The sequence below is a fragment of the Pseudoxanthomonas suwonensis genome, assembly GCF_000972865.1.
GTDB lineage: Bacteria > Pseudomonadota > Gammaproteobacteria > Xanthomonadales > Xanthomonadaceae > Pseudoxanthomonas > Pseudoxanthomonas suwonensis_B.
In genome coordinates this window covers 3710632-3736065 of sequence record NZ_CP011144.1, presented here as the reverse complement: position 1 = coordinate 3736065, position 25434 = coordinate 3710632, and the positions used below count along the sequence as shown (strand labels likewise).

Below are 25434 nucleotides of genomic sequence, written 5' to 3'. Positions count from 1 at the left end.
AGTGAACAAGAACATGCGCATCCTGATCGTTGACGACTTCTCGACGATGCGCCGCATCGTCAAGAACCTGCTCAACGATCTGGGCTACAGCAACACCGCCGAGGCCGACGACGGCCACACGGCGCTGGCCGCGCTGCGCTCGGCCCCGTTCGACTTCGTGGTCACCGACTGGAACATGCCCGGCATGACCGGGATCGAGCTGCTGCGCGCGATCCGCGCCGACGACAAGCTCAAGACCCTGCCGGTGCTGATGGTCACCGCCGAGGCCAAGCGCGAGCAGATCATCGAGGCCGCGCAGAACGGCGTGAACGGCTACATCATCAAGCCGTTCACCGCGCAGACCCTGGAAGAGAAGCTCGGCAAGATCTTCGAGCGCCTGGCGGCCACCGCATGAGCGCCGTCGCCGCCGTGTCCCCCGAACGCGCCGCGCTGATCCAGCGCCTGCACGAGGCCCTCGACGCGCTGGAGCGCGGCGACGAGAGCGCCATGCGCGCGGTGATCGACGCCCTCGCCTCCGCCCGCACCCGCCCGCTGGTGCAGGGCCTGGGCCGGCTGGCCCGCGAGCTGAGCCAGGCCCTGGGCGACCTGCCGCGGCTGCCCGGCGAGGACGCCCAGGCCGCCGAGCTGGACGACGCCTGCGCCCGCCTCGACCACGTGGTGGCGATGACCGAGCAGGCCACCCACCGCACCCTGGACCTGGCCGACCAGTGCCGCGACCTGCTCGAGGACGTGCGCGTGGAAGGCGTGTCCGCGCGCCAGGACGAAGTCCTGGACCGGGTCCGCCACAACCTCACCGAGATCGGCCTGACCCAGAGCTACCAGGACCTGACCGGGCAGATCATCCGGCGCGTGGCCGACATCGTCAGGCGCGTGCACGAAGGCTTCGGCGCGCTGGGCCTGCCGCCCAAGGACGAGCCGGCCGAAACCAAGCTGGCCGGGCCTGCGGTGGCCGGCCTGGACCGCCACGCCGTGTCCCAGGACGACGCCGACGCCCTGCTGGCGGACCTGGGGCTGTAACCCGATGGAGAGCTTGCGATGAGCGGGGTCACGCCGGAGATCGCCGCCGACTTCGTGGTCGAGGCGCAGGAGATCCTGGACCGCCTCGGCGAGCAGCTGGTCGCGCTGGAGTACGCGCCGGACGACCGCGGCCAGCTCAACGCGGTGTTCCGCGGCTTCCACACGCTCAAGGGCGGCGCCGGCTTCCTCGGCGTGCTGGCAATGGTCGAACTGTGCCATGCGGCCGAGGACACCCTCGGCCGCGTGCGCGCCGGCGAGGCCGCGATCGAGCCGCAGCACTTCGACGCCGCGCAGCGTTCGCTGGACTGGCTGCAGGCCATGCTCGACGCGCTGGCCGCCGGCACCGAGGTGCCGCATGCGCCGCCGGAACTGATCGCGCAGTTCAGCCTGGACCCGGCGCCGGTCGCCGCGACCGCGGCGGCCAAGGCCGCCGCGCCTGTGTCCGACCTGATCGACGATGATGAATTCGAGGCCCTGCTCGACCAACTGCACGGCGCCGCCTCGCCGGGTACCGTCGCGACGCGGCCGGCCGCCGCGCCGGCCGCGGCCGGATCCGGCCTGATCGACGACGACGAATTCGAAGCCCTGCTCGACCAGCTGCATGGCGCGGCCGCCCCCGGCGCCGTGCTGTTGCCGGCCGTGGCCGAGGCTGGCGTCGCGGTCGCCGCGCCGCCTGCGCCGCCGCGTCCAGCCGCGCCGCCACCGCGCGCCGCCCCGGCCGGCGAAGCCGAGCAGACCGTGCGCGTGGACACCCGCCGCCTGGACGCCATCGTCAACCTGATCGGCGAGCTGGTGCTGGCGCGCAACCGCCTGAAGACCCTGCGCACGCGGCTGAAGGACGAAGAGCTGGACCGCGCCGTCGCCACCCTGGACGTGGCCACCGCGCGCCTGCAGTCGGCGGTGATGCGCACGCGCATGCAGCCGGTCGGCAAGGTGTTCTCGCGCTTCCCCAAGGTCGCCCGCGACGTGGCCCGCTCGCTGCGCAAGGAAGTCGAACTGGAGATGGTCGGCGCCGAGACCGAGCTGGACCGCAACCTGGTCGAGGCGCTGGCCGATCCGCTGGTGCACCTGGTCCGCAACGGCATCGACCACGGCGTCGAATCGCCGGAGCTGCGCGAGGCGGCCGGCAAGGCGCGGGTCGGCCGGCTGCGCCTGTCGGCCCAGCAGGAAGGCGACTACGTCGGCATCGAGGTGCAGGACGACGGCGCCGGGATCGACCCCGAACGCCTGCGCGCCAAGGCACGCGAGAAGGGCCTGCTCGACCCGGAGGCCGCCGCGCGCCTGGGCCCGGAGGAATGCCTCAACCTGATCTTCCTGCCCGGCTTCTCGACCAAGGCCGAGGTCACCGACATCTCCGGCCGCGGCGTGGGCATGGACGTGGTCCAGTCGCGGATCCGCGAGCTCGGCGGGCAGATCCAGATCCAGTCCGAACTCGGCCGCGGCACCCGCTTCCTGATCCGGGTGCCGCTGACCCTGGCGATCCTGCCGACCCTGCTGGTCCAGGCCGGCGAAGCGGTGTACGCGCTGCCGCTGGCGCGGGTGCAGGAAGTGCTGCACGCCGCACCGGCCTCGCTGGGCTGGTTCGACGGCCGCCCGGTGCTGGACCGGCACACCCACACCCTGCCCCTGCTCGACCTGCGCCGCTGGCTCGGCATCGAGGCGCACGAGGCCACGCTGCTGACCGTGGTCGTGCTGCAGATGGGCGACTCGCGCTTCGGCCTGATCGTCGACCAGGTCCGCGGCCGCGAGGAAGTGGTGATCAAGCCGCTGCCGCGCGCGCTGCGCGGCCTGCCCGGCTACGCCGGCGCCACCCTGATCGGCGACGGCCGCCTGGCGCTGATCCTGGACGTGGACGGGCTGCGCGCCTCGGGCTGAGGCGCCGGTATCGCGGGCTGCGGACCACGGGCATCCCGGCCGCGGGATGCCCGGCAGCGCATGCGCGTGGTCACTGCCGCTGCGGCAGCGGCTTGGCCAGGCCCTTGTCGAACGATTCGGCGATCAGCTGGCGGGTTTCGCGTTCGGCGCGCTGGCTGGCCTCGTCCATCTGCCGGCCCAGCCCGTCCATCTGCCTGCCCAGGGCGTCCATGGGCTTCGACGCCTCCTCCATCTGCCGCGACAGCGCCTCCATCGGCTGCATCTGCCGCTGGTGGCGTCCGGCTTCGGCCTCCAGTTGCCTGGACTGCGCCTCCATCTTCCGGGACAGCGCCGCCTGCTCGCGCTCCAGCGCCTGCATCTGCCGCTGCAGTTCGGCCTGGCGCTGGTCGTCGGCGCCGATCATGGCCAGCGCCAGGCGCGCCTGGCGCTCGCCGATACCGCCCTGCTGGCGGCCCAGCGTTTCCATCTGCCGCGCCGCCGCCTCGAATCCCGCCGGCGGCCTGGCGGCGCCGGCGACCTTTTCCATCTCGCGGCCGATCGTTTCCATCTTGCGGCCGTGGCCCTCCATCTCCTGGCCGAGGACGCGCATGCGCTCGCCCAGTGCGTCGGCCTGCGACCAGGACCGCCCCACGCGCGACAGCACGGCCGGATCGGTGACCACGTACGCCTGGCCGTTGCGGCGGAACCAGAAGAAGTCGCCGTCCAGCGAGCGGCGCGCCGCCTCGATCTGCGGCATGTCGTCGCTGGAACCGGACATCAGGTAGGCCTCGCTGCCCCTGCGCACCAGCGCATACGGCTCGCCGGCGGCGCCGTGGTGGCGCACCTGGGCCACTGCCGGCGGACGCGGCGGCGCCGGCGGTGCCGGAACGGGCCTGGCCGACGGCGTCGCGGGAGGCGCGGGTGGCGCCGGGACGGTGCCGGCCGAGGGCACTGCGGGAGGCGGAGGCGGCGCAGGAACGGCCCTGGAAGGCGGCGTGGGTGGTGCAGGCGGCGCGGATACCACCGGTGCGCCGCCAGGCGATGCGGCGGCCGCTGGCGCTGCGACCGGCGCGGCCTGCACCGCCGCGGTGGCACGCGGCGCAGGCGCCGGAGTTGCCGGCGCATGCGCGGTCGCTGCGACCACGCCGCTGATCGCTGGTGCCTCCGCCTCCAGCGGCGTCGTGGCGGTCGCCGGCGCCGTGGCCACGCTGGCCGCCGGGACTGTGGTCGCCAGCTCGCGCTGCGCCTGGGCGTAGAACGCCAGGCCGGCCGCGGCCAGGCCCAGCAGCGGGAACACGAAGCGGCCGCCGCTGGCGGCGCGGCCGGGAGCGACGAGTTGTTCGATGCGTTTCACGAGATGTCCTCCAGGCGGACCGAGTGCGGTAAGTGCGGGTTGCGGGACGGCGCGCAGCGCCGCCTGTTCGTCGGCCAGCGCGGCCAGAGCCACGGCCAGCCGCCGCGGTTCGCCGATCGCATCGGCGGCCAGCCGGTCGGCCACCTGCTCGCGCTCGAGGCGGATCCGCCGCGACAGCCACCAGGTGACCGGGTGGTAGAACAGCAGCGCCTCGGCCACGCCCTGCAGCAGGTTGACCAGGTAGTCGTGGCGGCGCACGTGCGCCAGTTCGTGGGCCAGCAGCGCCTCCAGGTAGTCCACCGGCATCCGCGCCAGCAGCGCGGCGGGCACCAGCACCACCGGCCGCCACCAGCCCGCCACCACCGGCGAATCCAGGGTCATCGCCAGCCGCAGTTCCACCGCCCGGCGCACGCCCAGGCGCGTACCGAGCGCGTCGAGCCGGGCCTGCCACTTGCGCTGCAGGTGCGGCGCCGACAGCACCGGCAGGCGACCGATCCACCACACGCCGAGCGCCAGGCGCAACGACAGCGTGCAGGCGCCGGCCGCCCACAGCAGGACCAGGCGTGGCAGCAACGATTCCAGGCCCTGCACGGCCTGGCCGACCGGCAGCAGCGCCAAGGCGACCACCAGGCCGGTCGCGCCTGCCTCCGTCGCGGCCGCCGCCTTCGACGCAGACGCCATGGCCGCGGGCGCGTCCATCGACGCCCAGGCAACGTACGCCATCGGCGCCAGCACGCAGGCCAGCAGCGCCAGGCAGGCCACCGCGTAGCGCAGCTGTGGCCGGGCATCGCGCAGCAGCTGCAGCGCCAGCGCCGCCAGCAGGCCGATCAGCGCGCCCTGCCAGAGGAAGTGCAGCAGCGCACGCCCCAGTATCGGTACCAGTCCAGCGATCGACTCATGCATGGCGCTTGCCTCCCTTGCCCGGTGCCCGGGGTTCGGTTTCCTGCAGCAGGCGGCGGATCTCCTCGCGCTCGCGCTCGCTGACGTGGCCGTCGAGCGCGGCCATCACCAGCGCCTTGCCGGAGCCGGCGAACGCCTTGTGGATCAGCTCGCCCAGCAGGTTGGTCTGCAGCGCGTCCTGCGCGTGCGCGGCGGCATAGACGTGCGAGCGCTGACTCTCGTCGCGCACCACCAGGCCCTTGCCGTGCATCACCTGCAGCAGGCGCAGCACGGTGGCCTGCTGCAGTTCCGGCCGTTCGGCCTGCAGCGCCTGGTGGACCTCGCGCGCGGTCGAAGGCCCCTGTCGCCAGATCACCCGCAACAGGTCCAGTTCGGCGGCGGTGGGCCTGGGCGGACGCGGCTTGCGGTCGTGTGGACGCGACATCGTCGGGGTCATCCAGGAGGAGCGATGGCCGCATCCTGCGCCTTCCAGACAAGTTTGTCTAGACCATTTTGTCTAGGTCGAAAGTCATGGGTCCAGCACCCCGTCCGCAGGATCGGGATCCGTGCGCATCGAGTGGCTCGCCGCCGTGCGGCGACGGCCTAGCCTGCGACCGGCTCCTGCCGCATCCGCTCCGCCGCTTCCGCCCCGGCGGCCGCCAGCGCGCGTCCGAGCCCGCCCATCGCCCCCGTCTCGGGCCGGGCCTGGTCGTCCAGCGCCTCGAGCAGGCGCGGCGACAGCTGCCACTGGCCGGCCAGCAGCCGGCCGATGCGCGGCGACCACTGCCGCAGCAGGTCGGCGGTGGTCGCGGCCTGCGGCGCACCGCCGCCGGCGCGCTGGCATTCGTCGCGCAGGGTCTGCACCACCACGATCGCGCCCAGGCCCTGCAGCAGCACCAGCAGCTGCGCGGCGAAGGTATCCTCGCCCGCCACCTGCGCGTGCCGCACCGCCGCCACGGTCGCGTGCTGGGTGTGCTCCCAGACCAGCCCGGGCAGGCGGCCGAACACTCCGCCTTCGGTGCGCATCACCGGCTGCATCAGCGCCACCGCCACCAGCCGGCGCAGGCCCTCGGTGCCGACCAGCATCACCGCCCGGTCCACGCTTTCGACCGGCGCCTGCTGCAGGCGGTACAGCGGACTGTTGGCCAGCTTGAGCAGGGTCGCGGCCAGCGCCGGATCGCGCGCGATCAGCGCGGCGATCTGGCGGCCCGATGCCTCGTCGTCGTTGAGCGTGCCCAGCAGCTGCGGCAGCAACTGCGGCCGCCGCGGCAGGCGCTGCGGTTCGGAGGCGAAGGCAGCCAGCGCCCGCGCAGCGGCGGCGCGGAGCCCGGCATCAGCGTCGACATCGGCTGAAACGGACGAGCAAGGCAGCGCGGCCAGCTCCACCAGCGGCAGCGCCCACTCGCGTGTGGCGTCCGGGCCGACCGACGCCGGAACGGCGGACGGCGGCGTGGCGATGGGCATCGGCGATGGCCGCGTTGCACGGCTGGCGCGCAGGCGCCACCCCAGGACCGCTCCGACCACCACCAGCACCAGCACGATCCAAGGAAACAACGACATTCGACCCCTGCAGGCGCACGGCGCCATCCGACCCCGCGCCATGTTAGCAATCCGCGCGTCCGGCAACGCGCCGGCGTGGCCGGCTACGGATGCGCCAGCGCGTAGTCGATCGCCGCGCGCACCGCCGCCACCTGCGCCGCGTTGCACTGTTCGGGCGTGGCGCTGGGACTGTCGGGATAGACCTCGGTGGTGGTCACGTACCTGGCGCCGGTCGCCGACGCGCACAGGCCCAGCGCCTTGACCGGGTAGTTGATCACCCCGTGCGCGACCACCGGCGAGCCGATCATCTTGCCGTCGGCATCGGCCGGGGCGATGTGGGTCACCTGTTCCACCGCGGCGATGATCGCCTGCTGGAACTCCGGCTGCGGGTCGTCCGCGTCGCCGACCAGGTAGAAGCCGTCGGGGATGCCGCCGGGCTCGAACGGCTTGCCGTCGCGCGCGGCCAGCGCCGGGCGGAACTCGCTCTCGTCGGTGTCGGTGGTCTCGTGCAGGTCGACGTGGACCAGGAACCGGCCCTGCAGCGGCGCCAGCAGCCGCATCAGCGCGATCGCTTCCAGCGCCTGGCCGTGCTCGCGGAAGGAGCGGTTCGGGTCCACCGCGGCCGGGTTCCAGCGCTGGATGTGCTCGTAGCCCCACGGGTTGACGCAAGGCACCACCAGCAGGTTGATCCGTCCCTCGTAGGCGCTGCCGTGCTCGGCCGCGAACTTCAGCGCGCCGTGCACGCCGCTGGTCTCGTAGCCGTGCACGCCGCCGGTCACCAGCGCGACCGGGCGGGTGTGGTCCCAGTCGGCGCTGTGCAGCGCGACCAGCGGGTAGAAGTCGGGGTCGTAGTCGAGCTCGCCGTAGGCCTGCGCGTCCCAGTGCGCATGCAGGCGGCCGACCGCCTCGAGCACGTCGGCGGCGTAGCTGCGCTGGCGCCGCTGAAGCGCGCGCCATTGGGTCCGCTCCGCCTCGCCCCAGGGCTGGCCGGGAACGCCGACGGAAAAGGGACTTGCGGGGGTGGCCATGGCGATGGGTTTCCGGTGCGCGGTATGGCTGCCACTCTAGCAGCCGGCCCGCCGCAGGCACCGCGCGTCGTTCAGATCCTGGACGTCGGCAACGGCCGATCGCGATGCATCAGCGACCACTCGGCGTGCTCGGTGAGCGCGGCCTCGCCGAGCGCGGCCAGGATCCGCCGCTTCTCCGCCTTGTCCCTGGCGCCGTCGAGCAGGCGCCGCGCCGAGGCGAATATCCGCTGCATGAACCGGAACTGGCGCGCCAGTTCCTTGTCCGCCTTCTTGTGCATGTAGGCCTCGTGCACGGCGGCGGCCACCGACAGGATGCCCATGACCGACACCAGGATGTGCTTGAGGTGGTCGTCGAACTGCCTGGCGAACAGCGCGAGCACGACGCTCATGCCCACGCCGAGCGTGATGCAGACCAGCCCCAGGGTCTCGGCACGGCGATGCTGCCGCTCGCGGCGCAGCGAGGCCGCCGAGTAGTAGCCCAGCTGCCCGCCCGACTGCGCGCTGCCGATCCATTCGCGGATCACCGCGTCCACTTCGGCGACGTCGTCCGCGACCTGAACCCGCATGCCGTCCAGGCTGGCGCCGCGCATCACGTTGCGGATCCAGCCCAGTTCCACGTCCTGCTTCTGCAGGAAATTGTCGTGGACGAAGGCCGGGGCACCCGGCTGCACCAGCCCGGCCCGCCGCCAGTAGGACTGGACCCTCAGGCCCTCGGCCAGGGTGCGGTAGTCCAGGTACTTACGTTGCCACTGGCGGCGGCTGGCGAGCGTGGCCACGCCGAAGCCGACCAGGAAGATGGTCAGGAACGCGTAGATCACCACGTCGTGGCTGATGACATGGGTATAGGTGAAGAAGGTGAAGCCCATCAGCGCCACCAGCACGTAGGTGATCCAGAGCACGCGCGCCACCCGCCGCTGGCAGGTGCGTGCCAGCCAGTCGGCCGCGGAGAACGTGCGCCAGATCGGGCACCGGCGCGCGCCGGGCGACGCCTCGTGCTGCGCCGCGATCTCGGCGGCGTACTTGTCGCGATCCACGTTGAACGCCGACTGCCGCGCGAACATCCGCGCGAACGCCGGAGGCGGGTCGGCGTACGAGGAGACGATCTCGTCTTCCGCCGTCAGCCAGCGGCCGGGCAGCGGCGGTGTGTCCGTATCCCCCTGCCTGGCCGTGGGCAGGTGATAGACGACGCTCTCCCGGTCCGGCCCCAGCAGCGTGTCGGCCGAGTACCGCCGCTCGACCGCGCCACCCAGGGTTCCGTGCAGGTGGTAGCGCACCACCTGGGCGGTTCCGCCCGTGCTTCCGGACTCCTTGCCGTCCCACAGGGCCAACAGCACGTGGCAATGGCTGGAGACGAAGACCCCCGAGCGGGCGTACTGGCGATCGCGCGCCGGCCCGGGCCGGGCCACGTCCTCGGGCCAGACGCCCTGCTCCAGCGGCAGCTCGATCGCCTCGACCTGCCGCAGTTGCTGCCCGAACCCGTCCAGCGCCTGCGGGTCCTCGAAATCCTCGCGGTACATCCGCTCCGGCAGCGGCAACGGCGCGACCACGCGGATGCCCAGGTCCAGCGCGGCCTGGGCGGCCAGCTGGTCGCTGCCCTCGGCCAGCGAAGACAGCAGCACCACCGGCAGCCGCGGGTAGCGGGCCTGCAGTTCCTGCAGGAAGCTGCTCACCCGCGACTGCAACGCGGGAAGATCGGTATCGCGCAGCTTGCGGTGGCCGGTGACCCCTACGACGAGGCTGTGGGCGAGCAGCGGGGCCTCTTGAGTATCGGCACGGGTCATCGGCGGTTCCATCCGTCCCCGGGCCTCAGGCCGGCCGGGCGTCGGCCTTCTGTGCCAGGCGCTGCCTGGCGCGGTCGATCATCACCCGGTAGCGCGGATCGTCGCGGATCGCGTCCAGGTCCGAATCGGTCTCGATCCAGCTGAGCATGCCCAGCGAAGAGCGCTCGGCCACGCCTTCCAGGATGTCCAGCGCCCGGCCGCGCTCCCCCAGCAACGACATCCCGCACGCCAGGTTGTACAGCAGGTTGGCGTTGTCCGGATCGATCAGGCGGGCCCGGGTGGCCCATTCCATCGCCCGCTCGCGTTCGCCGAGCGCCACCAGCATGGCCACGCCGAAGCCGATCGCGCGGCCATGGCCCGGATCCTCCGACACGATCTTCTCGATCCGTTTCATCGCCCGCAGTGCCGCCGTCCGGGTGCGGGCCTGGTCGTTCTTGACCTCGTAGCACTGGACGATGATGCCGGCCGCGGTGAAATCGGACTCCATCACGTCGGCCGCCACCCCCAGGTACTCGATCGCCTCGTCGTAGAGTCGCAGTCCCATGCAGCTCAGGCCCGCCAGCCGGTTGGCGACGTACGAGGTCGGCTCAAGCTCGATCGCCCGCCTGGCCGCCGCCAGCGCCTCCTTGAAGTTGCCCACGCTGCGCAGCACCGCCGCCCGCGCAGCGTGCGAATCGGCCAGGTGCGGGCCCAGCGCCAGCGCCTGGTTGGCCGGGTACTCCAGGTCTTCATACGCCAGATCCGCCTGCCAGAACAGGTTCCACTGGGCCAGCGCCATGGTCGCCCAGGCCTGCGCGTAGTTGGGGTCCAGCTCGACCACGTGCCTGCAGATGCGGATCACGATCTCGTTGTTGCGCTCGTTGTCCTTCAGCCAGAACTGCCGCGCCATCAGGTACAGCCGGTAGGCCTCGGCGTTGCTGGTGGCGCGCTGCGCCAGTGCCTCCTTCTCCTCGGGCAGCAGGGTCAGCTTCAGCGCCGCGACGATCGCCTTGGAGATCTCGTCCTGCAGGGCGAAGATGTCGTTGAGGTCGCGGTCGTAGCGTTCGCCCCAGACCTGGGAATCCCGCGACGCGTCGATCAGCTGGGCGGTGATGCGCACCCGCTCGCCAGCCTTGCGCACGCTGCCGACCAGCACGTGCGAGGCATGGGCCTGGCGGCCGATGTCGGCCATCCCGCCGGTGGCGCCCTTGAACGAGAACGCCAGGTTGCGCGACACCACCGACAGCGCCGAAACCTTGCCCAGGTCGGTGATGATGTCCTCGGTGATGCCGTCGGAGAAGTACTCCTGCTCCGGGTCGCCGCTCATGTTGGCGAACGGCAGCACGCAGATGCTGACCTGCGGGCGCTTCTTCTGCGCGACCGAGGCCACCGCCCGCGCCGCGCCCAGCTTGGCCTCCAGCGCCTTGCACAGGCTCAGGAACGCGGCGTGTCCCCGGTCTTCGTTCCAGCCGTCCAGATCGGTGGCGTGCAGGGCGCGGAAATCGATCGGCAGCTTGGCATTGTCGAGCCGGACCGGCACCAGCACGCCGCGGTCGGCCGCATCGCGCGCCTCGCCGCGCACCCAGCGCGACTCCACCGACAGCGGCGTCCACACCACCACCAGCGAACGCGCCGCGTCCAGCTCGCGCGCGATCAGCGAATCGAACTCCTCGCCCGGAGTGATCTCCGGATCCCACCACACCGACCAGCCCTGGGCTTCCAGCGCCGCCACCAGCGGCGCCACCCGGGCGCGGTCCTGGCGGGAATAGGAGACGAAGATGTCAGCCATGGGCTTCCGTTCCCCGCGTGGCGGCCGCCATCGCATCGATCCTTGCCAGCAGCGCCGCGAAACGGGGATGGCTGTGCAGCGGGTCCAGGTCGCTGTCGGTCTCGATCCAGGCGCGGTCGCCGAAGCCCATCTCGACCGCCCGTTCGAGCAGGTCCATGGCACGCTCGTGGTCGCCCCGGATGACGTTGAAGCAGGCCACGTTGTAGAGCACCAGCGGCTCGTCCTGGTCCTGGCGCAGCGCCTGCTCGGCGAGTTCCGCGGCCTGTTTCCGCTCGCCGACGTGGAGCAGGTTCAGGGCGCTCATGTACAGCGCGCGGGTGTCATGCGGATTGAGCCGGATGTGCTGGCCCAGCGTCGACAGCGCGGCCAGGCGCACGCGCATCTCGTCCTGCCGGCGGCCGAGCGATGCATAGGCCTGGGCCAGGAACATCGGCGTCTGGAAGTCGGCCGGGTTGATCGCCATCGCGCGCTGGTAGCGCTCGGCGGCGCGCTCGTGCTCGCCCTGGGAGGACAGCGCCAGGCCGTAGTAGAGATAGGCCTCGAACAGGTTCGGGTTGAGCGTGGCGGCCAGTTCGAACTCCTGCTGGGCGGCCGCGTAGTCCCCGTCGATCAGCAGGGCCAGGCCCCGCGACGCGTGCGCCTCGGCCGACTGCGGGTCGAGCACCAGCGCCTGCTCGCTGGCGCGCTTGGCCTGGGCCACGTTCTCGGCGCTGGCGTCGGCGTAACGGTAGATCTGCGAGTACGCATCGGCCATTCCGGCGTAGGCGAGCGCGTACAGGTTGTCGATCTGGATCGCCTGCTCGAACATGCGGATCGCGTGCTCGTAGTCGCGCTTGGCCATCGAGTACATGTAGCGGCGGCCGCGCAGGTAGAAGTCGTAGGCCACCGGATCGGTGGTGGCGACAACCTGCAGCGCACGCCGCTCGCCCGGCGTCAGGGTCACCTGCAGCGCCTTGACGATGCTCTGCGCGATGTCGTCCTGGATGGCGAACACGTCCTTCATGTCGCGGTCGTAGGTTTCCGACCACAGGTAGGAATCGGATTCGGCTTCGATCAGCTGCGCGGTGATGCGCACGCGGTCGCCCACCCGGCGCACCGTGCCCTCCAGCACCACGCCCACGCCCAGTTCGCGCGCGACCGTCGGGATGCTGACCTGGCGGCCCTTGTAGTTGAAGGAAGACGTGCGCGAGGCCACCTTCAGCTTCGGCAGCTTGGCCAGCAGGTTGAGGATCTCGTCGGCGATCCCGTCGGAGAAATATTCGGTGTCGGCGACGTTGCTCATGTTCAAGAACGGCATCACGCAGATGCCGATGCGGTCACTCTTGCCCCCTTCGGCAGCGGCATGCGTGCCCGCGCCCAGCTTGGCCTCCAGCGCCTTGCACAGGCTCAGGAACGCGGCATGCCTGCGATCGCCGTTCCAGCCGTCCAGGTCGGTCGCGTGCAGCGCGCGGAAGTCGATCGGCAGCTTGGCGTGGTCGAAGCGCACCGGCACCAGCACGCCGCGGTCGGCCGCATCGCGCGCCTCGCCGCGCACCCAGCGCGAATCCACCGACTGCGGCGTCCACACCACGATCAGCGAACGCGCAGCGTCCAGTTCGCGCGCGATCAGCGAATCGAACTCCTCGCCGGGGGTGATTTCCGGATCCCACCACACCGACCAGCCCTGGGCTTCCAGCGCCGCCACCAATGGCGCCACCCGGGTCCGGTCCTGCCGGGAATAGGAAACGAAGATGTCGGCCAAGCATCGCCTCCATACGTCCGGAAAAGCGTCGCACTTGCCCCCGCACCGAACGTGCGGCCCGCCTGGAGATCTCTGGATACCCCCTTGCCCCGGCTGGCATCGCCGCGGCCGCGGGCCAGCGGCCCGACCGCCCGATTAGGCGCCGCTTTCCCTTCTGGGTCAACTCATTGCAGGTGGCTGCCACATGACCTCGGGTCGGTGGCCGGTCCGGCGGACAGTCTGCGTTGAGCCTGCGCGACGAGCCTGGAGATTCGCTGCCGCGCGGACCCTCTGCCCGCCCGCGCATCGACGCGGTGGCGCATCGCGATGCCGGGCCTGCGGCTATGCTGCCAACGCATGGACGCCACCGACCTTCCCCGCCCGATACCGACCGCCTCCCGGCACCGTTGCCGGACGAACCGAACCTGCAAGATGCCTGCGGCCGGCGGGGCGACACCGTGAACAGCCCGGCGCCCGGCACCTCGCAGATCTGGGTCGACGCCGATGCCTGCCCGGCGGTCATCAAGGACATCCTGTTCCGCGCTGCCGAGCGCGCGCGCGTACCGGTCACCCTGGTCGCCAACCAGTGGCTGCGCACGCCGCCTTCGCGCTATGTCCGCGCCCTGCAGGTACAGGGCGGCTACGACGTGGCCGACGACGCGATCGCCGAGCGGGCCGGTCCGGGTGACCTGGTGGTGACCCAGGACATCCCGCTGGCCGCGCGGGTCCTCGAGCGTGGCGCCGAGGCGGTCAACCCGCGCGGCGAGCGCTTCACCGCCGACAACATCGCCCAGCGGCTGTCGATGCGGAACTTCATGGAAGAACTGCGCGGCGCCGGCGTGCAGACCGGCGGCCCGGCAGCGTTCCATGCCCGCGACCGGCAGGCCTTCGCCAACGCCCTGGACGGCTGGCTGGCGAAACGCGGCTGAAGCACCCGGGGGTCAGGGCGCGGGCGGCGGCACCAGCCGTTTGTGCAGGTCCGACAGCAGCATGTTCGCCGCGCTGCCGTACCAGCGGTGGTACTCGGCGACCATCTCGCCATTGACGATGACCGGGTCGGTCTCCGTCAGCGCCCTGGCCTGCTCCACGTCGTCGAGCGCGAACACGAACAGCCCGCGCCACCCGTCGGGGTCCTGGACGAAGGGGCCGGCCAGCACCAGCTTGCCCTCGTTGGACAGGCGCTCCATGTTGGCGAAATGGCCGGCGAACATCGCCTGGCGCGCCTCACCGTCGGGCATGCGCTGCGGCCCGGTCTTCAGGATCACCAGCACGTACGGCCGCATGCCGCGCTCGTCGGCGCCGGTGCGCCTGGCCAGTTCGGCGTCGAACGCCGGCACGGGCGCGGGCTCGGCAGCCGCCGCCGGCATCGCGAGCAGGACAGACAGCAGGCAGATGGATGTCAGGTTCATGCGATGCCTCCTTTGGCTCGATGGCTTCGTCCCCGTCGGACCACCGGCGGAATGCGCGGTCGCCGGTTCCCGTGCACCGATATTAGTGCGGGCGGTGGACTTGACGGAGATATTATTTCCATTATTCTGGAAATATGGAAACAAATACCGCCCTTCGCGCCTTGGGTGCGCTCAGCCACGAATCGCGCCTGTCGGCGTTCCGCCTGCTGGTCCAGGCCGGTCCCGATGGCATGTCCGTCGGTGAGCTGCGCGAACGGCTGGACCTGCCGCCGGCCACGCTGAGCGCGCACCTCAACGTGCTGCGCGCCGCGGCGCTGGTGCACGACCAGCGCGAGGGCCGGGTGATCCGCGTGCGCGCCAACTACCTGCAGATGAACGCCCTGCTCGCCTACCTCACCGAGAACTGCTGCGGCGGCGCCATCGCTTGTGCGCCCGCCACGGCCTGCACCCCACGAAGGAAGGGAACCCGCCGATGAACCGCTTCCACGTCCACCTCAACGTCGCCGACCTGGAGGCCAGCATCCGCTTCTACACCGCGCTGTTCGGCGCCGGACCGAAAGTGCTGAAAGACGATTACGCCAAGTGGCTGCTCGACGACCCGCGCGTGAACTTCGCCGTCTCCCGCACCGGGCGTGCGCCGGGTGTCGACCATCTCGGCCTGGAGGCCGACGACGCGGCCGGGCTCGCCGAGTTCGGCGCGCGGCTCGATACCGCTGGCGGCCGGGTGCTTCCCGAAGCAGATGCACACTGCTGCTACGCCCGCTCGGACAAGTTCTGGACCGAGGACCCGCAGGGCACGCGCTGGGAGACCTTCCACACCCATGGCGAGGCCGCCACCTACCACGGCGGCCCGGCCGCCTGCGCCGGGGGGACAGCCGCCTGCGCACCCACGCGCCAACCAGCCGCGCAACCGGTCGGCGTCAACGCCTGCTGCGCAGGCTCGGACTGCTGCTGAGCCGGAAGGAGCGCGCCGTGGGCGAATCCGTCTACAACGTCCTGTTCCTGTGCACCGGCAACTCGGCGCGGAGCCTGATGGCCGAGGCGCTGCTCAACGTGCTCGGCCGGGGCCGGTTCCGCGCCTGCAGCGCGGGCAGCCGGCCGGCCGCGTGCAGCCGTTGGCGGTGCAACTGGCGCACCGACTCGGCTATCCGCCCGAACGGCTGCGCAGCAAGGACTGGGACGAATTCCTCGCCGGCGACGCGGCCGGACGACATGTCCGGCTTCATGGATGCATGGGCCACCCTGCGCCGGCGCATCGAACTGCTGCTGGCCCTGCCGCTGGACAAGCTCGACGCGCTGGCGCGCGAGCAGCACCTGCGCCGCATCGGCAGCGCATCCGCCGATTCCTCCCGCACGGACGCCCCCGACCCATGACCCCGCCGAAGAAACGCGTGCTGTTCGTCTGCATCGAGAACGCCAACCGCAGCCAGATGGCGCAGGCCTTCGCCCGCATCCACGGCGGCGCGGCGGTCGATGCGCTCAGCGCCGGCTCGCGGCCATCGGGGAAGATCAATCCGAAGGCGGTGCGCTTCATGGCCGAACTCGGCTACGACCTGGGCACGCACGCCTCCAGATCGCTGGACGAGGTCGACGGCGAGTTCGACGCGGTGGTGACCATGGGCTGCGGCGACGCCTGCCCCTGGGTGCCGGCGCGCCTGCGCGAGGACTGGGCGCTGCCCGATCCGCGCGACATGGACGACGACGGCTACCGCGCGGTGCGCGACGAGATCGGCACGCGCGTGCGCCAGTTGCTGGCGCGGCTGTGAACGCCTCGACCACGCAGCGCCTGCTGGCCGAATTCGCCGGCACGGCATTGCTGCTGGCCACCGTGGTCGGCTCCGGGATCATGGCCGCGACGCTGTCGGGCGGCAACGCCGCGCTGGCCCTGCTCGCCAATGCCGCGGCCACCGCCGCGATCCTGTACGTGCTGATCGCGTTGTTCGGGCCGTTGTCGGGTGCGCATTTCAACCCGGCGGTGACCCTGGTCGCCGGCCTGCGCCGCGAGCTGCCGGCCCGGACCGCGCTGGCGTACGCCGCGGTGCAGCTGGCCGGCGCGGTGGCCGGCGTGCTGCTGGCCCACGCCATGTTCGAACTGCCGCTGCTGCAGCCCGGCATCCGCGTGCGCAGCGGCGCGGCGCAATGGCTCAGCGAGGCGGTGGCGACGTTCGGCCTGCTGCTGACGATCCTGCTCGGCCTGCGCCATCGTCCCGCCGCGATCCCCGCGCTGGTGGGCGGCTACATCTTCGCCGCCTACTGGTTCACCGCCAGCACCTCCTTCGCCAATCCCGCCGTCACCCTCGCCCGCGCCCTGACCCGCAGCTTCGCCGGCATCCGCCCCGACGACGTCGCCGGCTTCGTCCTGGCGCAACTGGCCGGCGCGCTGGCGGCAATGGCGTTCGCGGCCCGGTTGGCGCCGCCGACCGCAAGGCCCTAGTCCTCGCCGCGCGCCGCCTCGAGTGTGGCCAGGTCCGGCTTGTGCATCGGCATGAACGCCCGGGTGACGCGGTCGATCGCCGCCTGGTCGCCGGAGGCCATCACGTCCTCCATCAGCACCGGCGTGATCTGCCAGGACAGCCCGTAGCGGTCCTTGCACCAGCCGCACTGCTCGGCCTCCGGCACGTGCGACAGCGCCGCCCAGTAGCGGTCGATCTCGGCCTGGTCGCGGCAGTGGACCAGGAACGACACCGCCTCGTTGAAGACGAAGCCGTGCGGATACCCGCTTTCCATCGCCGCGAACCAGGTCTCGCCCAGGCGGAAGTCCGAGTACATCAGGGCACCCGCCCGGTCGGTCTCCGTGTCCTCCGGGTACGGCGCCAGCTGGCCCTCGCGCGAACCGTCGAACACCGAGCGGTAGAACGCGCCGGCCTCGGCGGCCTGGCCGTAGACCTCGCCGGTGAACAGCAGCGCAGGCATGACCGGCGGCCGCGGCTCGCCGTCCGGAGCGGACAGGATCAGCTGCCAGGACAGCCCGTAGCGGTCCTGCACCCAGCCGTAGCGCGGACTGAAGGGATAGGCGTCCAGCGGCATCAATGCCTGGCCGCCTTCGGCCAGCGCCGCCCAGGTGCGGTCCAGCCGCGCGCGCGCATCCGGCTCGCGCGAGGGATCGAAGTTGAGGAAGAACGAGACCGACGGGTTGAAGGTGAAATGCGGCCCGGCGCTGATCGCCATGAACGGCTGGCCGTGCAGGACGAAGGACACCACCTCGCAGTCGCCCGACGGGGTGTCGCGCAGGGTCGCCAGCGATTCGATCCGGGAGTCCGGCAACAGCGAACAATAGAACTCGGCGGCTTCGCGGGCCTGGGTGTCGAACCACAGGTGCGGAGTGATCGGCTTGACGAGCGGCATGGGCATCCTCCCTCGCTGGATGGGTCTATGCGGTGGCGACGGCCCAGGGGCCCGCGGATCGACAATGCCGACCCGGGCAACGCCCGGCGGCGGCCGCGTCGCAGGTGGCTGTCAGGCAGCGTCGCAGGCATGCCTGTGCCAGGCCTCGACCCCGGCGGCGTTGGCCTCGGCGATCGACTCGCTCCGGCTCCAGCCGGTCCGCTTCTCCAGGTTGGCCCACTGGCTCGCCTCGGCGGCCTGGCTCTTGTCGTTCATCGCGTCCCTCCTCAACATCCCATCGGCGGCAGGAAGGTCAGCACCGCGATCTCGTCCCAGTCCCCGCCGCGTTCCACCTCCAGCTTCACCCGCACCCGGCCGATCTCCACGAACGGGTACACGCCGATGTCGGAGGTCACTCCGTGCAGGTCGTCCAGCCATGCCTCGGCCAGGGCGGGATTGCCCATCCTTAGGCCCAGCGCCCGCACCGCCTGCTCCAGTTCCTCGCGCGTGTAGTCCGGGAAGCACGACTGCTGTTCCGGCGTCGGCGTGGGCAGGACGAACGACAGGGGCTCCGACGATTGCGCCGGCATCCAGGCGGAGTTGCAGTGCTTCCAGTCCAGCAGGTCCAGGTGCGGGCCTCCGGCGGCCAGGCCCATGCTGGTTTCGTACTGCACCTGTACCCGGTAGCGGCCGCCGGGCCGCTCCGGCTCCAGCTGCAGGGTGGCGCCGTATATCTGGTCGCCCAGTTCCAGGTGCACGTCCAGCGCCCGCGGTGGCGGCCCCTCGCTGCGCCAGCCTGAGAAGGAATACTCCGGCCCCGTATGCGCCAGCACTTGCACGCCGCGCAGTTCGGCTGCCTGCGCCACCATGCCCAGGCACGATGCCAGTGCGACCGCGGCGACGCGACTCATCCCGAATCCGGCCATCGCATCTTGCTCCTGTGCCCCTGTGGATCGCCGCCGATGGTAGCCGGTCCGGCGACGACGCCCACCCGTCGCCGCCTGCCGTGCGCAGAACCGGCCGCTACCTGGACTCGAGGAACCACTCGAGGTCGGCGTCCTTCTCCTCCCACAGCCCGTTCATCCACTGCTGGAAACGGGCGCGGAAGGCGCGGTCGTCCTGGTAGCTGCCGGCGGCCAGTTCGGCCGGGATCGGGCGCTGCCGTACCCGCACGCACACCTCCGGCACGCGGTCGGCCATCAGGTCGATCATCGTGGGCCGGCCGCCGGGATAGGCGATTGTCACGTCCAGCACCGCGTGCAGTCCCTGCCCCATCGCGTCGATCACGAAGGCCACGCCGCCGGACTTGGGCTTGAGCAGGTGCCGGTATGGCGAGGCCTGGCCGGCGTGCTTGGCCGGGGTGAAGCGGGTGCCCTCAACGAAATTCATCACCGCCACCGGGATGTCGCGGAACTTCTCGCAGGCGCGGCGGGTGACCTCCATGTCGCGCCGGCCCAGCTCCGGGTTCTTCGCGATCTGCCTGCGCGTGTAGCGGCCCATGAACGGGAAGTCCAGCGCCCACCAGGCCAGGCCCAGCACCGGCACCCAGAACAGCTGGCGTTTGAGGAAGAACCGCAGCAGCGGGATGCGCCGGTTGAACACCTTCTGCAGCACCACGATGTCCACCCAGCTCTGGTGGTTGGCCAGCACCAGGTAGTGACCGTCGCGCTGCAGGGCGGCATCCTGCTCGACCTGGAAACGGGTGCCGGTGAACACCCCCATCATCGCGCTGTTCAGCCCGATCCAGCTTTCGGCGATACCGGTCAACAGCGGGTCGAACGCCCGCCGCACGGGCGGGAACGGCAATACCGCCTTCACCAGCGCCGCCGCCAGCAGCGGGATCGCGTGCAGCAGGGTGTTGGCCGCGATCAGCAACAGGATCAGGGTCGCGCGCAACCACAGCAGGAAGGACACCGGTCTGGATTCCTGGCCAGGAAAGGGCGCGCAGCGTACCAAATCGCCGGCCCGGCCAACTCCCCCTGCCTGGCGCCTTGCCGTTCGCTACAGAGTACGGATCGTTTCGCCGCCGTGCGCCGAGAGCATTTCATGCGCGCGGTCACGCTCGCTGTCGTCGAAGGCATGCACCACGACCGCGCAGCGGCCCTCCTTCAACGCGGTGCGGACCTTGGCCACGTACGGGCTGTGGTCCGGCCGCAGCGACACCAGGCCGCCGGCCATCAGGCCGAACACGCCGCCGTAGCCGATGATCAGTGCGGCGGCCAGGCCCGGCGAGAGCACCACCGCTTCCAGTCCCACCGCATACAACACGGCGAACAGCAGCACGCCCAAGCCCAGGCCGATCAGCCCCAGCTTGTAGTGCGCGACGATGATCGTGCGGAAGATGCCGCGTCCCTCCGGCTCCATCTTGCGGCCGGGCCGGGTGTCCTGCGGGGTGATCACCTGCACCTGCGCCGGCTGCGCGCCGAGCATGTGCTGCACCTGCCGCGCGATGGCGCGGGCTTCGCGTTCGCTGTCGAACACCGCCGCCACCTTGCTGTCGGATTTCTCGCCGGTCACGGAGGAAAGGATGTCCATGGCCTGGGTCCGGTAGTAATCATGGACGGAAGGCTAGGACGATTGCGGTCACGGGGACGTGAGCCCTCGGCAGGTAAAAATGGCTGAGGTTCAGCCTGAACGACGATAGCGTGCGCAGGCATGAATGCATCGTTGCGCCCCCGGCGGTCCGACTTTCACCGTTGCCGCCACTTCCAAGCGCTTCCGGTGACCGGCAACGTCCGCCGGCATCCGGTCCGCCACCGCCCCCTACGGCATGCCTGTCGCAACGGGCATCGGCATGGAGACAGGCGTACCCTGCACTTGCCGTCCCCCAAGTCGCGCACCATGGCCCGCCCCGCCTACGAACTGATCCGCGAAGCCGCCGCCGGCTCGGCCGAGGGACGCCTGCATTTCGGCCAGGTGGTCGGCCTGATGGTGGTGGCCGGGGTGGACTCCTATGTCGTCGATTACCGCAGCCGGCGCACCACCTACTATCCGCGCGGTGCCGCTCCGCTCGACCTGGCCCTGGACGTACCGGACATCCCGATCAGCGAGGAGTTCGACGTCGACGCACTCCGGGCGGCCATCGCCGGCGCCCAGCGCAACCAGGTCATGTATCCGCAGTTCAAGCGCCTGTCGATGCTGGCCGGCTGCGTTGGCTACACGGTATGGATCACCGGCCGCCACGTCACCTACTACGGCCGGCGCGGCGAAACCCATGTGGAGCAGTTCCCGGACTGAACCGGGGCCGCTGGCCGGGCGGGCAGGCATCTCCACCCGTCATCGCCATGCCGCGGTACTTGCCGCGCTAACGGTCGAGCAGCCGCTGTGCGTTGCCGGACCGGATCTTCGCCTTCTCCCCCTCGTCCAGCCCCAGGCGCTCGAGTGCCTCGACGGTACGGCCCAGGCCGATCTGCGGATAGTCCGACCCCACCAGGACCCGGTCGATGCCCACGTTGCGCAGCGTCCACACGAACTCGTCCTCGATCGGCGAGTCGGCCACCAGCAGCACCGTGGCCGAAATGTCGAAGTTGACGTTGTCCATCGAGAAGCCCTCGGCGGTGCGCGCCAGTGCCAGGACGTTCCAGAAGCGGAAGCCCAGGCCGCCGATATGGGCGAACACGAACGTCGTCTGCGGGGCCCGCAGCGCCAGGTCGAACAGCCGCTGGTGGTCGCCGGCGACGATGCCGGCGTTGTCCAGCAGCACCGCCAGATCCAGTTCGCCTGCACGGCGCAGCAGCGGCAACACGCGCGGATCGGCCAGGTCGAACTGCTGGGTGTGCGGGTGCAGCTTGAGCACCCGCACGCCCTGCGCCGCCACCCGCGCCAGTTCGTCCAGCGCGGCCTGGCCGTCGTAGGGATGCACGGTGGCCACCGCCACCACGTCCCGGTGCCGGCGCGCGAGGGCGATGACGCCGTCGTTGCCGGCGCGGATCGCCGCGGGATCGCCTGCTCGCGCCTGGTGCGGGCCGCCGAACCACATCGCCGCCAGCCCGGACAGTTCCAGGCCCGAGGCCGCCACATCGGCCCGGTAGGCCGCCAGCGACGCCTCGCCATCGTGCAGGTGCACGTGCATGTCGAACACCGGCGCCTGTGCCGATGCGGTGCCGAAGACGCAGACGAGCAGGAAGGCAAGCGATCGCGGGACCATACCGCGAACTCCGGATGACGTGGCCGCACGAGTCTACGTCGCGCACCGTGCCTCCGACTTCACATTCGCCCCATCTTCGCCTCGCACGCGGCCGCTGAAGCGGCGGCATGCTCAGCGGCCGCCAGACAAGGACAAAACTGGATCCGACGTCTGCAAGGGCCATCCGGCCCTACACTGCCGGGATATCGATGAAGGGAGGAAGGGCATGCGTTTCCTGATCGCGATGACCGCCGCGGGCCTGTGCCTGTCCGCCTGCACCTCGGGACAACCCGGAAACGACGCCGGGGGACCCGCCGGCACCCTGATCCGCGACGTCATGGTCGCTTCACCCGAACGCGATGCCGCCTACGGTCCGGTCTCGGTACGCATCGCCGGCGACGCCATCGCCGAAATCGGCGACGACCTGAGCCCGCGCCGGGGCGACACCGTGATCGAAGCCGCCGGCCGCTACCTCAGCCCCGGCCTGATCGACAGCCATGCCCACGTCGGCGACATCCCCGGCCTGCGCCCGGAGGACGAGCAGGCCCATCCCGGGCTGGTCGAAGTGGCGCGCGCGCAGATCCCACGCTCGTACCTGTTCCACGGCTACACCACGGTCGTCGCCCTGGGCAGCGGCAAGGCACCGGTCGAGGCGTGGAACGCGCATGACCTGAGTCCCCAGGCCTACTTCTGCGGCGCCGCCCCGGTGCTCGACGGCTATCCCACCAATTACGCGCCGGCCCCGCAGCGCTATGCGATGGCGCCGGACTACCTGCACGACCCCTCGCGAAGCGAACCGCTCCCGTCCGGTGCCGATCCCGCGCAGCACACTCCAGAAGCGGTCGTCGCGCGCATCGCCGATGCCGGCGCAGTGTGCCTGAAGACCTACTACGAGACCGGTTTCGGCCAGGCCCGCAACCTGCCCGTTCCCAGCCCCGGACTGATGCAGGCGCTGGTGGCCGCAGCGCATGCGCGTGGTCTGCCGGTGTTCCTGCACGCCAATTCGCAGCAGGCACAGGCGTTCGGCCTGGCCAACGGCGCGGATGCCTTTGCCCACGGGCTATGGCACTGGAACGCGCGCGAAGCCACCGAAGTGGACGACGACCTCGCCGCGCAGCTCGACCGCACCGTCGCCGCCGGCATCGCCCTGCAGCCGACCATCCAGGTGCTGTACGGCGAAGGCGAACTGCTAGATCCGGCCTTCCTGCAGCGTCCCGGCCTGGCCGACGTCTACCCGCAGGAGCTGCTCGACTTCTACGCCACCGCCGACGGCCAGTGGTTCCGCGACATCCTCGCGCAGTACGTCTACACCGGCGGCTGGACGCCGGACTCGCCGGTGGTGCTGCGGGTGAAACACGCGCTACGCCATTTCGCCGACCGCGGCGGGCGCCTGCTGTTCGGCACCGATACGCCCAGCGCTCCCACCTACGCCAATCCTCCCGGCCTCAACGGCCGCTGGGAAATGGACCGCTGGGTCGAATCCGGCGTCGCGCCGCGCGAGGTCTTCCGCGCGGCCACGCTCGGCAACGCCGCCTTCTTCGGGCTGGACGACACGCTCGGCAGCATTGCCGTGGGCAAGCAGGCCGACCTGCTGCTGCTCGGCGCCGATCCGTTCCAGTCCGTGTCCGCCTTCGATCGCATCGAAACCGTCTTCATCGATGGCCGTGCGGTACCGCGGGCCGAACTCTCCGCCCGGCGCTGATCCGAAGAAGCGGGGCCGCACGCACCGGCTTCGGCCGCGGCGCGACCCGTTGTCACTGTTGCGCGACCGGATGGGCACCCGGCACGTGGGTTGGTCCGCTCCAACCGAGCACCTCCAGCGCCTCGGGCGCGACCGCGACCTCCTGCATGCCGGGCGGAAGCGCCGCCAACTCGAAACGGCGCAGTTCGACGCTGCGGAACAGCGTGCCCTCGTGCGGCACCCAGGCCTTGCCCTGCGCCTCCAGCCCGGTCGCCTTACGGAACGCCTCCAGGGTGGCGAAGCCGGTGCGGCAGTCCTTGTTGCGCGCCGGGCTCCAGACGACCAGCGGCTCGTCGCCCAAATCGGCGCGGAAGTAGGCGTTGCCGTCCACCCGCGTCGTCATCGGTCGGGTCAGCTGGCCGCACAGCGCGGCCGGCTGCTCGAAGTTCAGCAGCGGCTTGGCGAAACCGGGACCTGCCGCCAGCAGGTTGCCCTCGAACACGTGGCCGTCGCGCTCGTCCACGTCCGGTCCGGTCTGCGGGTGCCAGCCGAAATGATCGTCCTTGGCGCTGCGTTCGTTGCGGTCGAACAGCACCGGCGAATTCAGGAATGTGTTGTGGTACACGCGCGCACCGGCGCTGTTGAGCACGCGGATACCCTGCCCGTTGTCCACGAACACGTTGCCGGCCACCACCACGTCCCTGGAGATCTCGAAGAAGAAGCCGATCTGGGTGCCCTCGACGTGGTTGTTGGCGAACACCCCGTCGACGTTGCCGACGTCGTACCAGACCCCGTTCGAATGCGGGTGGTCGATCACCAGGTTGTCGCGGACCACGACCCGGTACGACTGGTTGAAGATCTTCACCGCCGCCGGGAAGTAGCCGGTCAGCTGCTCGATGTTGTTGCGGCGGACGATATTGCGCTCCAGCAGCACGTCCGAGGAGCCGATCACGTAGATGCCCTCGGTGCCGGTATCGCTGACCAGCGAATTGCGGATGGTCAGCCCGTCGCCGCGGAAGTACCCGGCCACGCGCGAGGTGAAGCTGATGGTCACGTGCTCCAGCGTGGTGCCGACCACCTCCTTGCCGTGGTCGGCCGGGTCGGACACGCCGACCGGATCGTCGGTCGGCTCCTGGTCGGCCGTGGTCGAGGGCTTCTTGCCCTCGATGTCGATCGCCCGGTACGCGTACTGGGTGAAGGTCAGGCCGCGGATCGTCGGCCCCTTGCCGTCGGAGGGCTTGCCGTGCACCGGCCGCGACGGGCGGTGCAGCGCGATGTCGTGGGCGGTGATCTCGACCAACCGGTCCTTCGGATCCGCGCCCAGGTAGACGTAGCCATTGGTGTAGTCGACGTAGAACGAGTCCTCGTCCAGTTCGCCCTCCCAGCCGGCCGACTTCAGCAGCCGGCCGTCGACGAACACCATGTCGTTGTTGAAGCGGTGCAGCGGCGTGCGCATGCCCTCGCGCTCGCGCCGCCACCAGCCCAGCGGCCCGGCCGGGAACAGCGTCGTCCACTTGGTGCGCCAGACATTGTCGCGCAGCGCCTCCCACTCGCTGGCGACCCGTGTGCCCTTCAGCACCGGACGCTCGCCCAGATAGGGCTGCAGGGTGATGCCCTGGTTGAGCTGCAGGCCGCCGACCCGGTAGGTGCCGCCGCGCAGCACGATGGCATCGCCGGTGACGACGCGTGCGACCGCCGACTCGAGGGTGGTCGGCCGCGCCAGCGCGGTGCCCGGTGCGGCGGCGTCGCCGTTGGGCGAAACGTAGTAGACCGTGCCTGCCGCCGGCACCTCGTAGGACTGCGGGATCGGCCCGTAGGGCCCGCCCGAGGGCTGGGCCGCGGCCGGCGCCGCGGCGAGTACGCCGAGCACGAACAGCACGGGCCACGGCAGGCGGCCCAGGCGGCGGAGCGGAACCAGGAACAGCGGCATGAGCATCGACAACCTCCCCGTGAC

General features: G+C 71.0%; 26 protein-coding genes. 11 read left to right on the top strand and 15 right to left on the bottom strand.

Going from position 1 to position 25434, the window contains the following annotated elements; genetic code table 11:
• Position 1: 1 nt before the first annotated feature.
• Genes cheY through WQ53_RS15430 form a run of 3 tightly spaced genes read left to right on the top strand, consistent with a single transcriptional unit; the run spans position 2 to position 2892 of the window.
• Positions 2-394 (top strand): chemotaxis response regulator CheY, encoded by a 393-nt coding sequence (gene cheY, locus WQ53_RS15440; protein ID WP_052633590.1) that lies wholly within the window; start codon positions 2-4, stop codon positions 392-394.
• On the top strand, positions 391-1017 hold the full coding sequence (locus WQ53_RS15435) for a protein phosphatase CheZ (RefSeq protein WP_052633589.1): 627 nt from the start codon (positions 391-393) through the stop codon (positions 1015-1017). The genes cheY and WQ53_RS15435 overlap by 4 nt, the downstream gene beginning before the upstream one ends.
• An 18-nt stretch (positions 1018-1035) precedes the next feature.
• Entirely contained in the window at positions 1036-2892 is a 1857-nt protein-coding gene (locus WQ53_RS15430) for a chemotaxis protein CheA (RefSeq protein ID WP_052633588.1), read from the top strand.
• Positions 2893-2962: 70 nt separating this feature from the next.
• On the opposite strand, the gene WQ53_RS17340 is transcribed toward WQ53_RS15430, so the two are convergent.
• The 7 genes from WQ53_RS17340 to WQ53_RS15395 all read right to left on the bottom strand — a co-directional run bounded on the left by WQ53_RS17340 (position 2963) and on the right by WQ53_RS15395 (position 12961).
• Entirely contained in the window at positions 2963-5128 is a 2166-nt protein-coding gene (locus WQ53_RS17340) for a M56 family metallopeptidase (protein WP_052633587.1), read from the bottom strand.
• Positions 5121-5549, bottom strand: coding sequence for a BlaI/MecI/CopY family transcriptional regulator (locus WQ53_RS15420; protein ID WP_052633586.1), 429 nt, complete (start codon positions 5547-5549; stop codon positions 5121-5123). The genes WQ53_RS17340 and WQ53_RS15420 overlap by 8 nt, the downstream gene beginning before the upstream one ends.
• Positions 5550-5707: 158 nt before the next feature.
• Positions 5708-6664, bottom strand: coding sequence for an HDOD domain-containing protein (locus WQ53_RS15415; RefSeq protein ID WP_052633585.1), 957 nt, complete (start codon positions 6662-6664; stop codon positions 5708-5710).
• An 83-nt stretch (positions 6665-6747) separates the two neighbouring features.
• Positions 6748-7671, bottom strand: coding sequence for a M14 family metallopeptidase (locus WQ53_RS15410; RefSeq protein WP_052633584.1), 924 nt, complete (start codon positions 7669-7671; stop codon positions 6748-6750).
• Positions 7672-7742: 71 nt separating this feature from the next.
• Positions 7743-9452 (bottom strand): hypothetical protein, encoded by a 1710-nt coding sequence (locus WQ53_RS15405; RefSeq protein WP_144409348.1) that lies wholly within the window; start codon positions 9450-9452, stop codon positions 7743-7745.
• A gap of 25 nt (positions 9453-9477) precedes the next feature.
• The gene (locus WQ53_RS15400) at positions 9478-11220 is read right to left on the bottom strand and encodes a TIR domain-containing protein (RefSeq protein ID WP_052633582.1); all 1743 of its coding nucleotides are present in this window, start codon (positions 11218-11220) and stop codon (positions 9478-9480) included.
• Complete coding sequence (locus WQ53_RS15395) at positions 11213-12961, bottom strand: TIR domain-containing protein (protein WP_052633581.1); 1749 nt, start codon at positions 12959-12961, stop codon at positions 11213-11215. The genes WQ53_RS15400 and WQ53_RS15395 overlap by 8 nt, the downstream gene beginning before the upstream one ends.
• 437 nt (positions 12962-13398) lie before the next feature.
• Between WQ53_RS15395 and WQ53_RS15390 the strand changes: the two genes are divergently transcribed.
• Complete coding sequence (locus tag WQ53_RS15390; RefSeq protein WP_052634122.1) at positions 13399-13869, top strand: YaiI/YqxD family protein; 471 nt, start codon at positions 13399-13401, stop codon at positions 13867-13869.
• A gap of 12 nt (positions 13870-13881) precedes the next feature.
• On the opposite strand, the gene WQ53_RS15385 is transcribed toward WQ53_RS15390, so the two are convergent.
• Positions 13882-14349: a YciI family protein gene (locus WQ53_RS15385; protein WP_052633580.1), complete on the bottom strand. Its 468-nt coding sequence runs from the start codon at positions 14347-14349 to the stop codon at positions 13882-13884.
• A 134-nt stretch (positions 14350-14483) separates the two neighbouring features.
• On the opposite strand from WQ53_RS15385, the gene WQ53_RS15380 reads away from it, so the two are divergent.
• The 5 genes from WQ53_RS15380 to WQ53_RS15360 are packed head-to-tail and all read left to right on the top strand — an operon-like array spanning position 14484 to position 16783.
• Positions 14484-14825 (top strand): ArsR/SmtB family transcription factor, encoded by a 342-nt coding sequence (locus WQ53_RS15380; RefSeq protein ID WP_052633579.1) that lies wholly within the window; start codon positions 14484-14486, stop codon positions 14823-14825.
• Positions 14822-15304 carry an ArsI/CadI family heavy metal resistance metalloenzyme gene (locus WQ53_RS15375; protein WP_052633578.1) on the top strand — a complete coding sequence of 161 codons (483 nt, stop codon included), beginning with the start codon at positions 14822-14824 and terminating at the stop codon, positions 15302-15304. Before WQ53_RS15380 ends, WQ53_RS15375 begins: the two co-directional genes overlap by 4 nt.
• A gap of 17 nt (positions 15305-15321) precedes the next feature.
• Positions 15322-15723, top strand: coding sequence for a hypothetical protein (locus WQ53_RS17470; protein WP_428992254.1), 402 nt, complete (start codon positions 15322-15324; stop codon positions 15721-15723).
• Complete coding sequence (locus WQ53_RS15365) at positions 15720-16115, top strand: arsenate reductase ArsC (RefSeq protein ID WP_052633576.1); 396 nt, start codon at positions 15720-15722, stop codon at positions 16113-16115. Before WQ53_RS17470 ends, WQ53_RS15365 begins: the two co-directional genes overlap by 4 nt.
• Positions 16112-16783, top strand: a complete 672-nt coding sequence (locus WQ53_RS15360; protein WP_052633575.1) for an aquaporin — start codon at positions 16112-16114, stop codon at positions 16781-16783. The genes WQ53_RS15365 and WQ53_RS15360 overlap by 4 nt, the downstream gene beginning before the upstream one ends.
• Here WQ53_RS15360 and WQ53_RS15355 read toward each other — a convergent pair.
• From WQ53_RS15355 to WQ53_RS15340, 5 genes are all read right to left on the bottom strand, one after another.
• Entirely contained in the window at positions 16780-17694 is a 915-nt protein-coding gene (locus WQ53_RS15355) for a VOC family protein (RefSeq protein WP_052633574.1), read from the bottom strand. The two genes, WQ53_RS15360 and WQ53_RS15355, sit on opposite strands and share 4 nt — an antisense overlap.
• A gap of 111 nt (positions 17695-17805) precedes the next feature.
• Entirely contained in the window at positions 17806-17949 is a 144-nt protein-coding gene (locus WQ53_RS17095; protein ID WP_158497852.1) for a hypothetical protein, read from the bottom strand.
• An 11-nt stretch (positions 17950-17960) separates the two neighbouring features.
• Positions 17961-18584 (bottom strand): hypothetical protein, encoded by a 624-nt coding sequence (locus WQ53_RS15350; protein ID WP_144409347.1) that lies wholly within the window; start codon positions 18582-18584, stop codon positions 17961-17963.
• A 112-nt stretch (positions 18585-18696) separates the two neighbouring features.
• The gene (locus WQ53_RS15345) at positions 18697-19587 is read right to left on the bottom strand and encodes an acyltransferase (protein WP_052633572.1); all 891 of its coding nucleotides are present in this window, start codon (positions 19585-19587) and stop codon (positions 18697-18699) included.
• An 87-nt stretch (positions 19588-19674) separates the two neighbouring features.
• A complete protein-coding gene (locus tag WQ53_RS15340) occupies positions 19675-20208 on the bottom strand; it encodes a hypothetical protein (RefSeq protein WP_052633571.1) in 534 nt (177 codons plus the stop codon).
• Between the two features lie 306 nt (positions 20209-20514).
• Here WQ53_RS15340 and WQ53_RS15335 point away from each other — a divergent pair, with 306 nt between their 5' ends.
• A complete protein-coding gene (locus tag WQ53_RS15335) occupies positions 20515-20910 on the top strand; it encodes a hypothetical protein (RefSeq protein ID WP_052633570.1) in 396 nt (131 codons plus the stop codon).
• Positions 20911-20977: 67 nt separating this feature from the next.
• Here the strand turns inward: WQ53_RS15335 and WQ53_RS15330 are convergent, their stop codons facing one another.
• Positions 20978-21745: an amidohydrolase family protein gene (locus tag WQ53_RS15330; RefSeq protein ID WP_144409346.1), complete on the bottom strand. Its 768-nt coding sequence runs from the start codon at positions 21743-21745 to the stop codon at positions 20978-20980.
• Here WQ53_RS15330 and WQ53_RS15325 point away from each other — a divergent pair.
• Positions 21744-23501: an amidohydrolase family protein gene (locus WQ53_RS15325; RefSeq protein WP_082113076.1), complete on the top strand. Its 1758-nt coding sequence runs from the start codon at positions 21744-21746 to the stop codon at positions 23499-23501. The genes WQ53_RS15330 and WQ53_RS15325 overlap by 2 nt on opposite strands.
• A 52-nt stretch (positions 23502-23553) precedes the next feature.
• On the opposite strand, the gene WQ53_RS15320 is transcribed toward WQ53_RS15325, so the two are convergent.
• Entirely contained in the window at positions 23554-25416 is a 1863-nt protein-coding gene (locus WQ53_RS15320; RefSeq protein WP_201774016.1) for a right-handed parallel beta-helix repeat-containing protein, read from the bottom strand.
• Positions 25417-25434 lie beyond the last annotated feature (18 nt).

Coding starts and splice junctions, on each gene's coding strand:
- WQ53_RS15435 (WP_052633589.1), top strand. CDS start 391: ATGAGCGCCGTCGCCGCCGTGTCCCCCGAACGCGCCGCGCTGATCCAG.
- WQ53_RS15430 (WP_052633588.1), top strand. CDS start 1,036: ATGAGCGGGGTCACGCCGGAGATCGCCGCCGACTTCGTGGTCGAGGCG.
- WQ53_RS17340 (WP_052633587.1), bottom strand. CDS start 5,128: ATGCATGAGTCGATCGCTGGACTGGTACCGATACTGGGGCGTGCGCTG.
- WQ53_RS15420 (WP_052633586.1), bottom strand. CDS start 5,549: ATGTCGCGTCCACACGACCGCAAGCCGCGTCCGCCCAGGCCCACCGCC.
- WQ53_RS15415 (WP_052633585.1), bottom strand. CDS start 6,664: ATGTCGTTGTTTCCTTGGATCGTGCTGGTGCTGGTGGTGGTCGGAGCG.
- WQ53_RS15410 (WP_052633584.1), bottom strand. CDS start 7,671: ATGGCCACCCCCGCAAGTCCCTTTTCCGTCGGCGTTCCCGGCCAGCCC.
- WQ53_RS15405 (WP_144409348.1), bottom strand. CDS start 9,452: ATGACCCGTGCCGATACTCAAGAGGCCCCGCTGCTCGCCCACAGCCTC.
- WQ53_RS15400 (WP_052633582.1), bottom strand. CDS start 11,220: ATGGCTGACATCTTCGTCTCCTATTCCCGCCAGGACCGCGCCCGGGTG.
- WQ53_RS15385 (WP_052633580.1), bottom strand. CDS start 14,349: ATGAACCTGACATCCATCTGCCTGCTGTCTGTCCTGCTCGCGATGCCG.
- WQ53_RS15380 (WP_052633579.1), top strand. CDS start 14,484: ATGGAAACAAATACCGCCCTTCGCGCCTTGGGTGCGCTCAGCCACGAA.
- WQ53_RS15375 (WP_052633578.1), top strand. CDS start 14,822: ATGAACCGCTTCCACGTCCACCTCAACGTCGCCGACCTGGAGGCCAGC.
- WQ53_RS15365 (WP_052633576.1), top strand. CDS start 15,720: ATGACCCCGCCGAAGAAACGCGTGCTGTTCGTCTGCATCGAGAACGCC.
- WQ53_RS15355 (WP_052633574.1), bottom strand. CDS start 17,694: ATGCCGCTCGTCAAGCCGATCACTCCGCACCTGTGGTTCGACACCCAG.
- WQ53_RS17095 (WP_158497852.1), bottom strand. CDS start 17,949: ATGAACGACAAGAGCCAGGCCGCCGAGGCGAGCCAGTGGGCCAACCTG.
- WQ53_RS15350 (WP_144409347.1), bottom strand. CDS start 18,584: ATGAGTCGCGTCGCCGCGGTCGCACTGGCATCGTGCCTGGGCATGGTG.
- WQ53_RS15340 (WP_052633571.1), bottom strand. CDS start 20,208: ATGGACATCCTTTCCTCCGTGACCGGCGAGAAATCCGACAGCAAGGTG.
- WQ53_RS15335 (WP_052633570.1), top strand. CDS start 20,515: ATGGCCCGCCCCGCCTACGAACTGATCCGCGAAGCCGCCGCCGGCTCG.
- WQ53_RS15325 (WP_082113076.1), top strand. CDS start 21,744: ATGTCGAACACCGGCGCCTGTGCCGATGCGGTGCCGAAGACGCAGACG.
- WQ53_RS15330 (WP_144409346.1), bottom strand. CDS start 21,745: ATGCACGTGCACCTGCACGATGGCGAGGCGTCGCTGGCGGCCTACCGG.
- WQ53_RS15320 (WP_201774016.1), bottom strand. CDS start 25,416: ATGCTCATGCCGCTGTTCCTGGTTCCGCTCCGCCGCCTGGGCCGCCTG.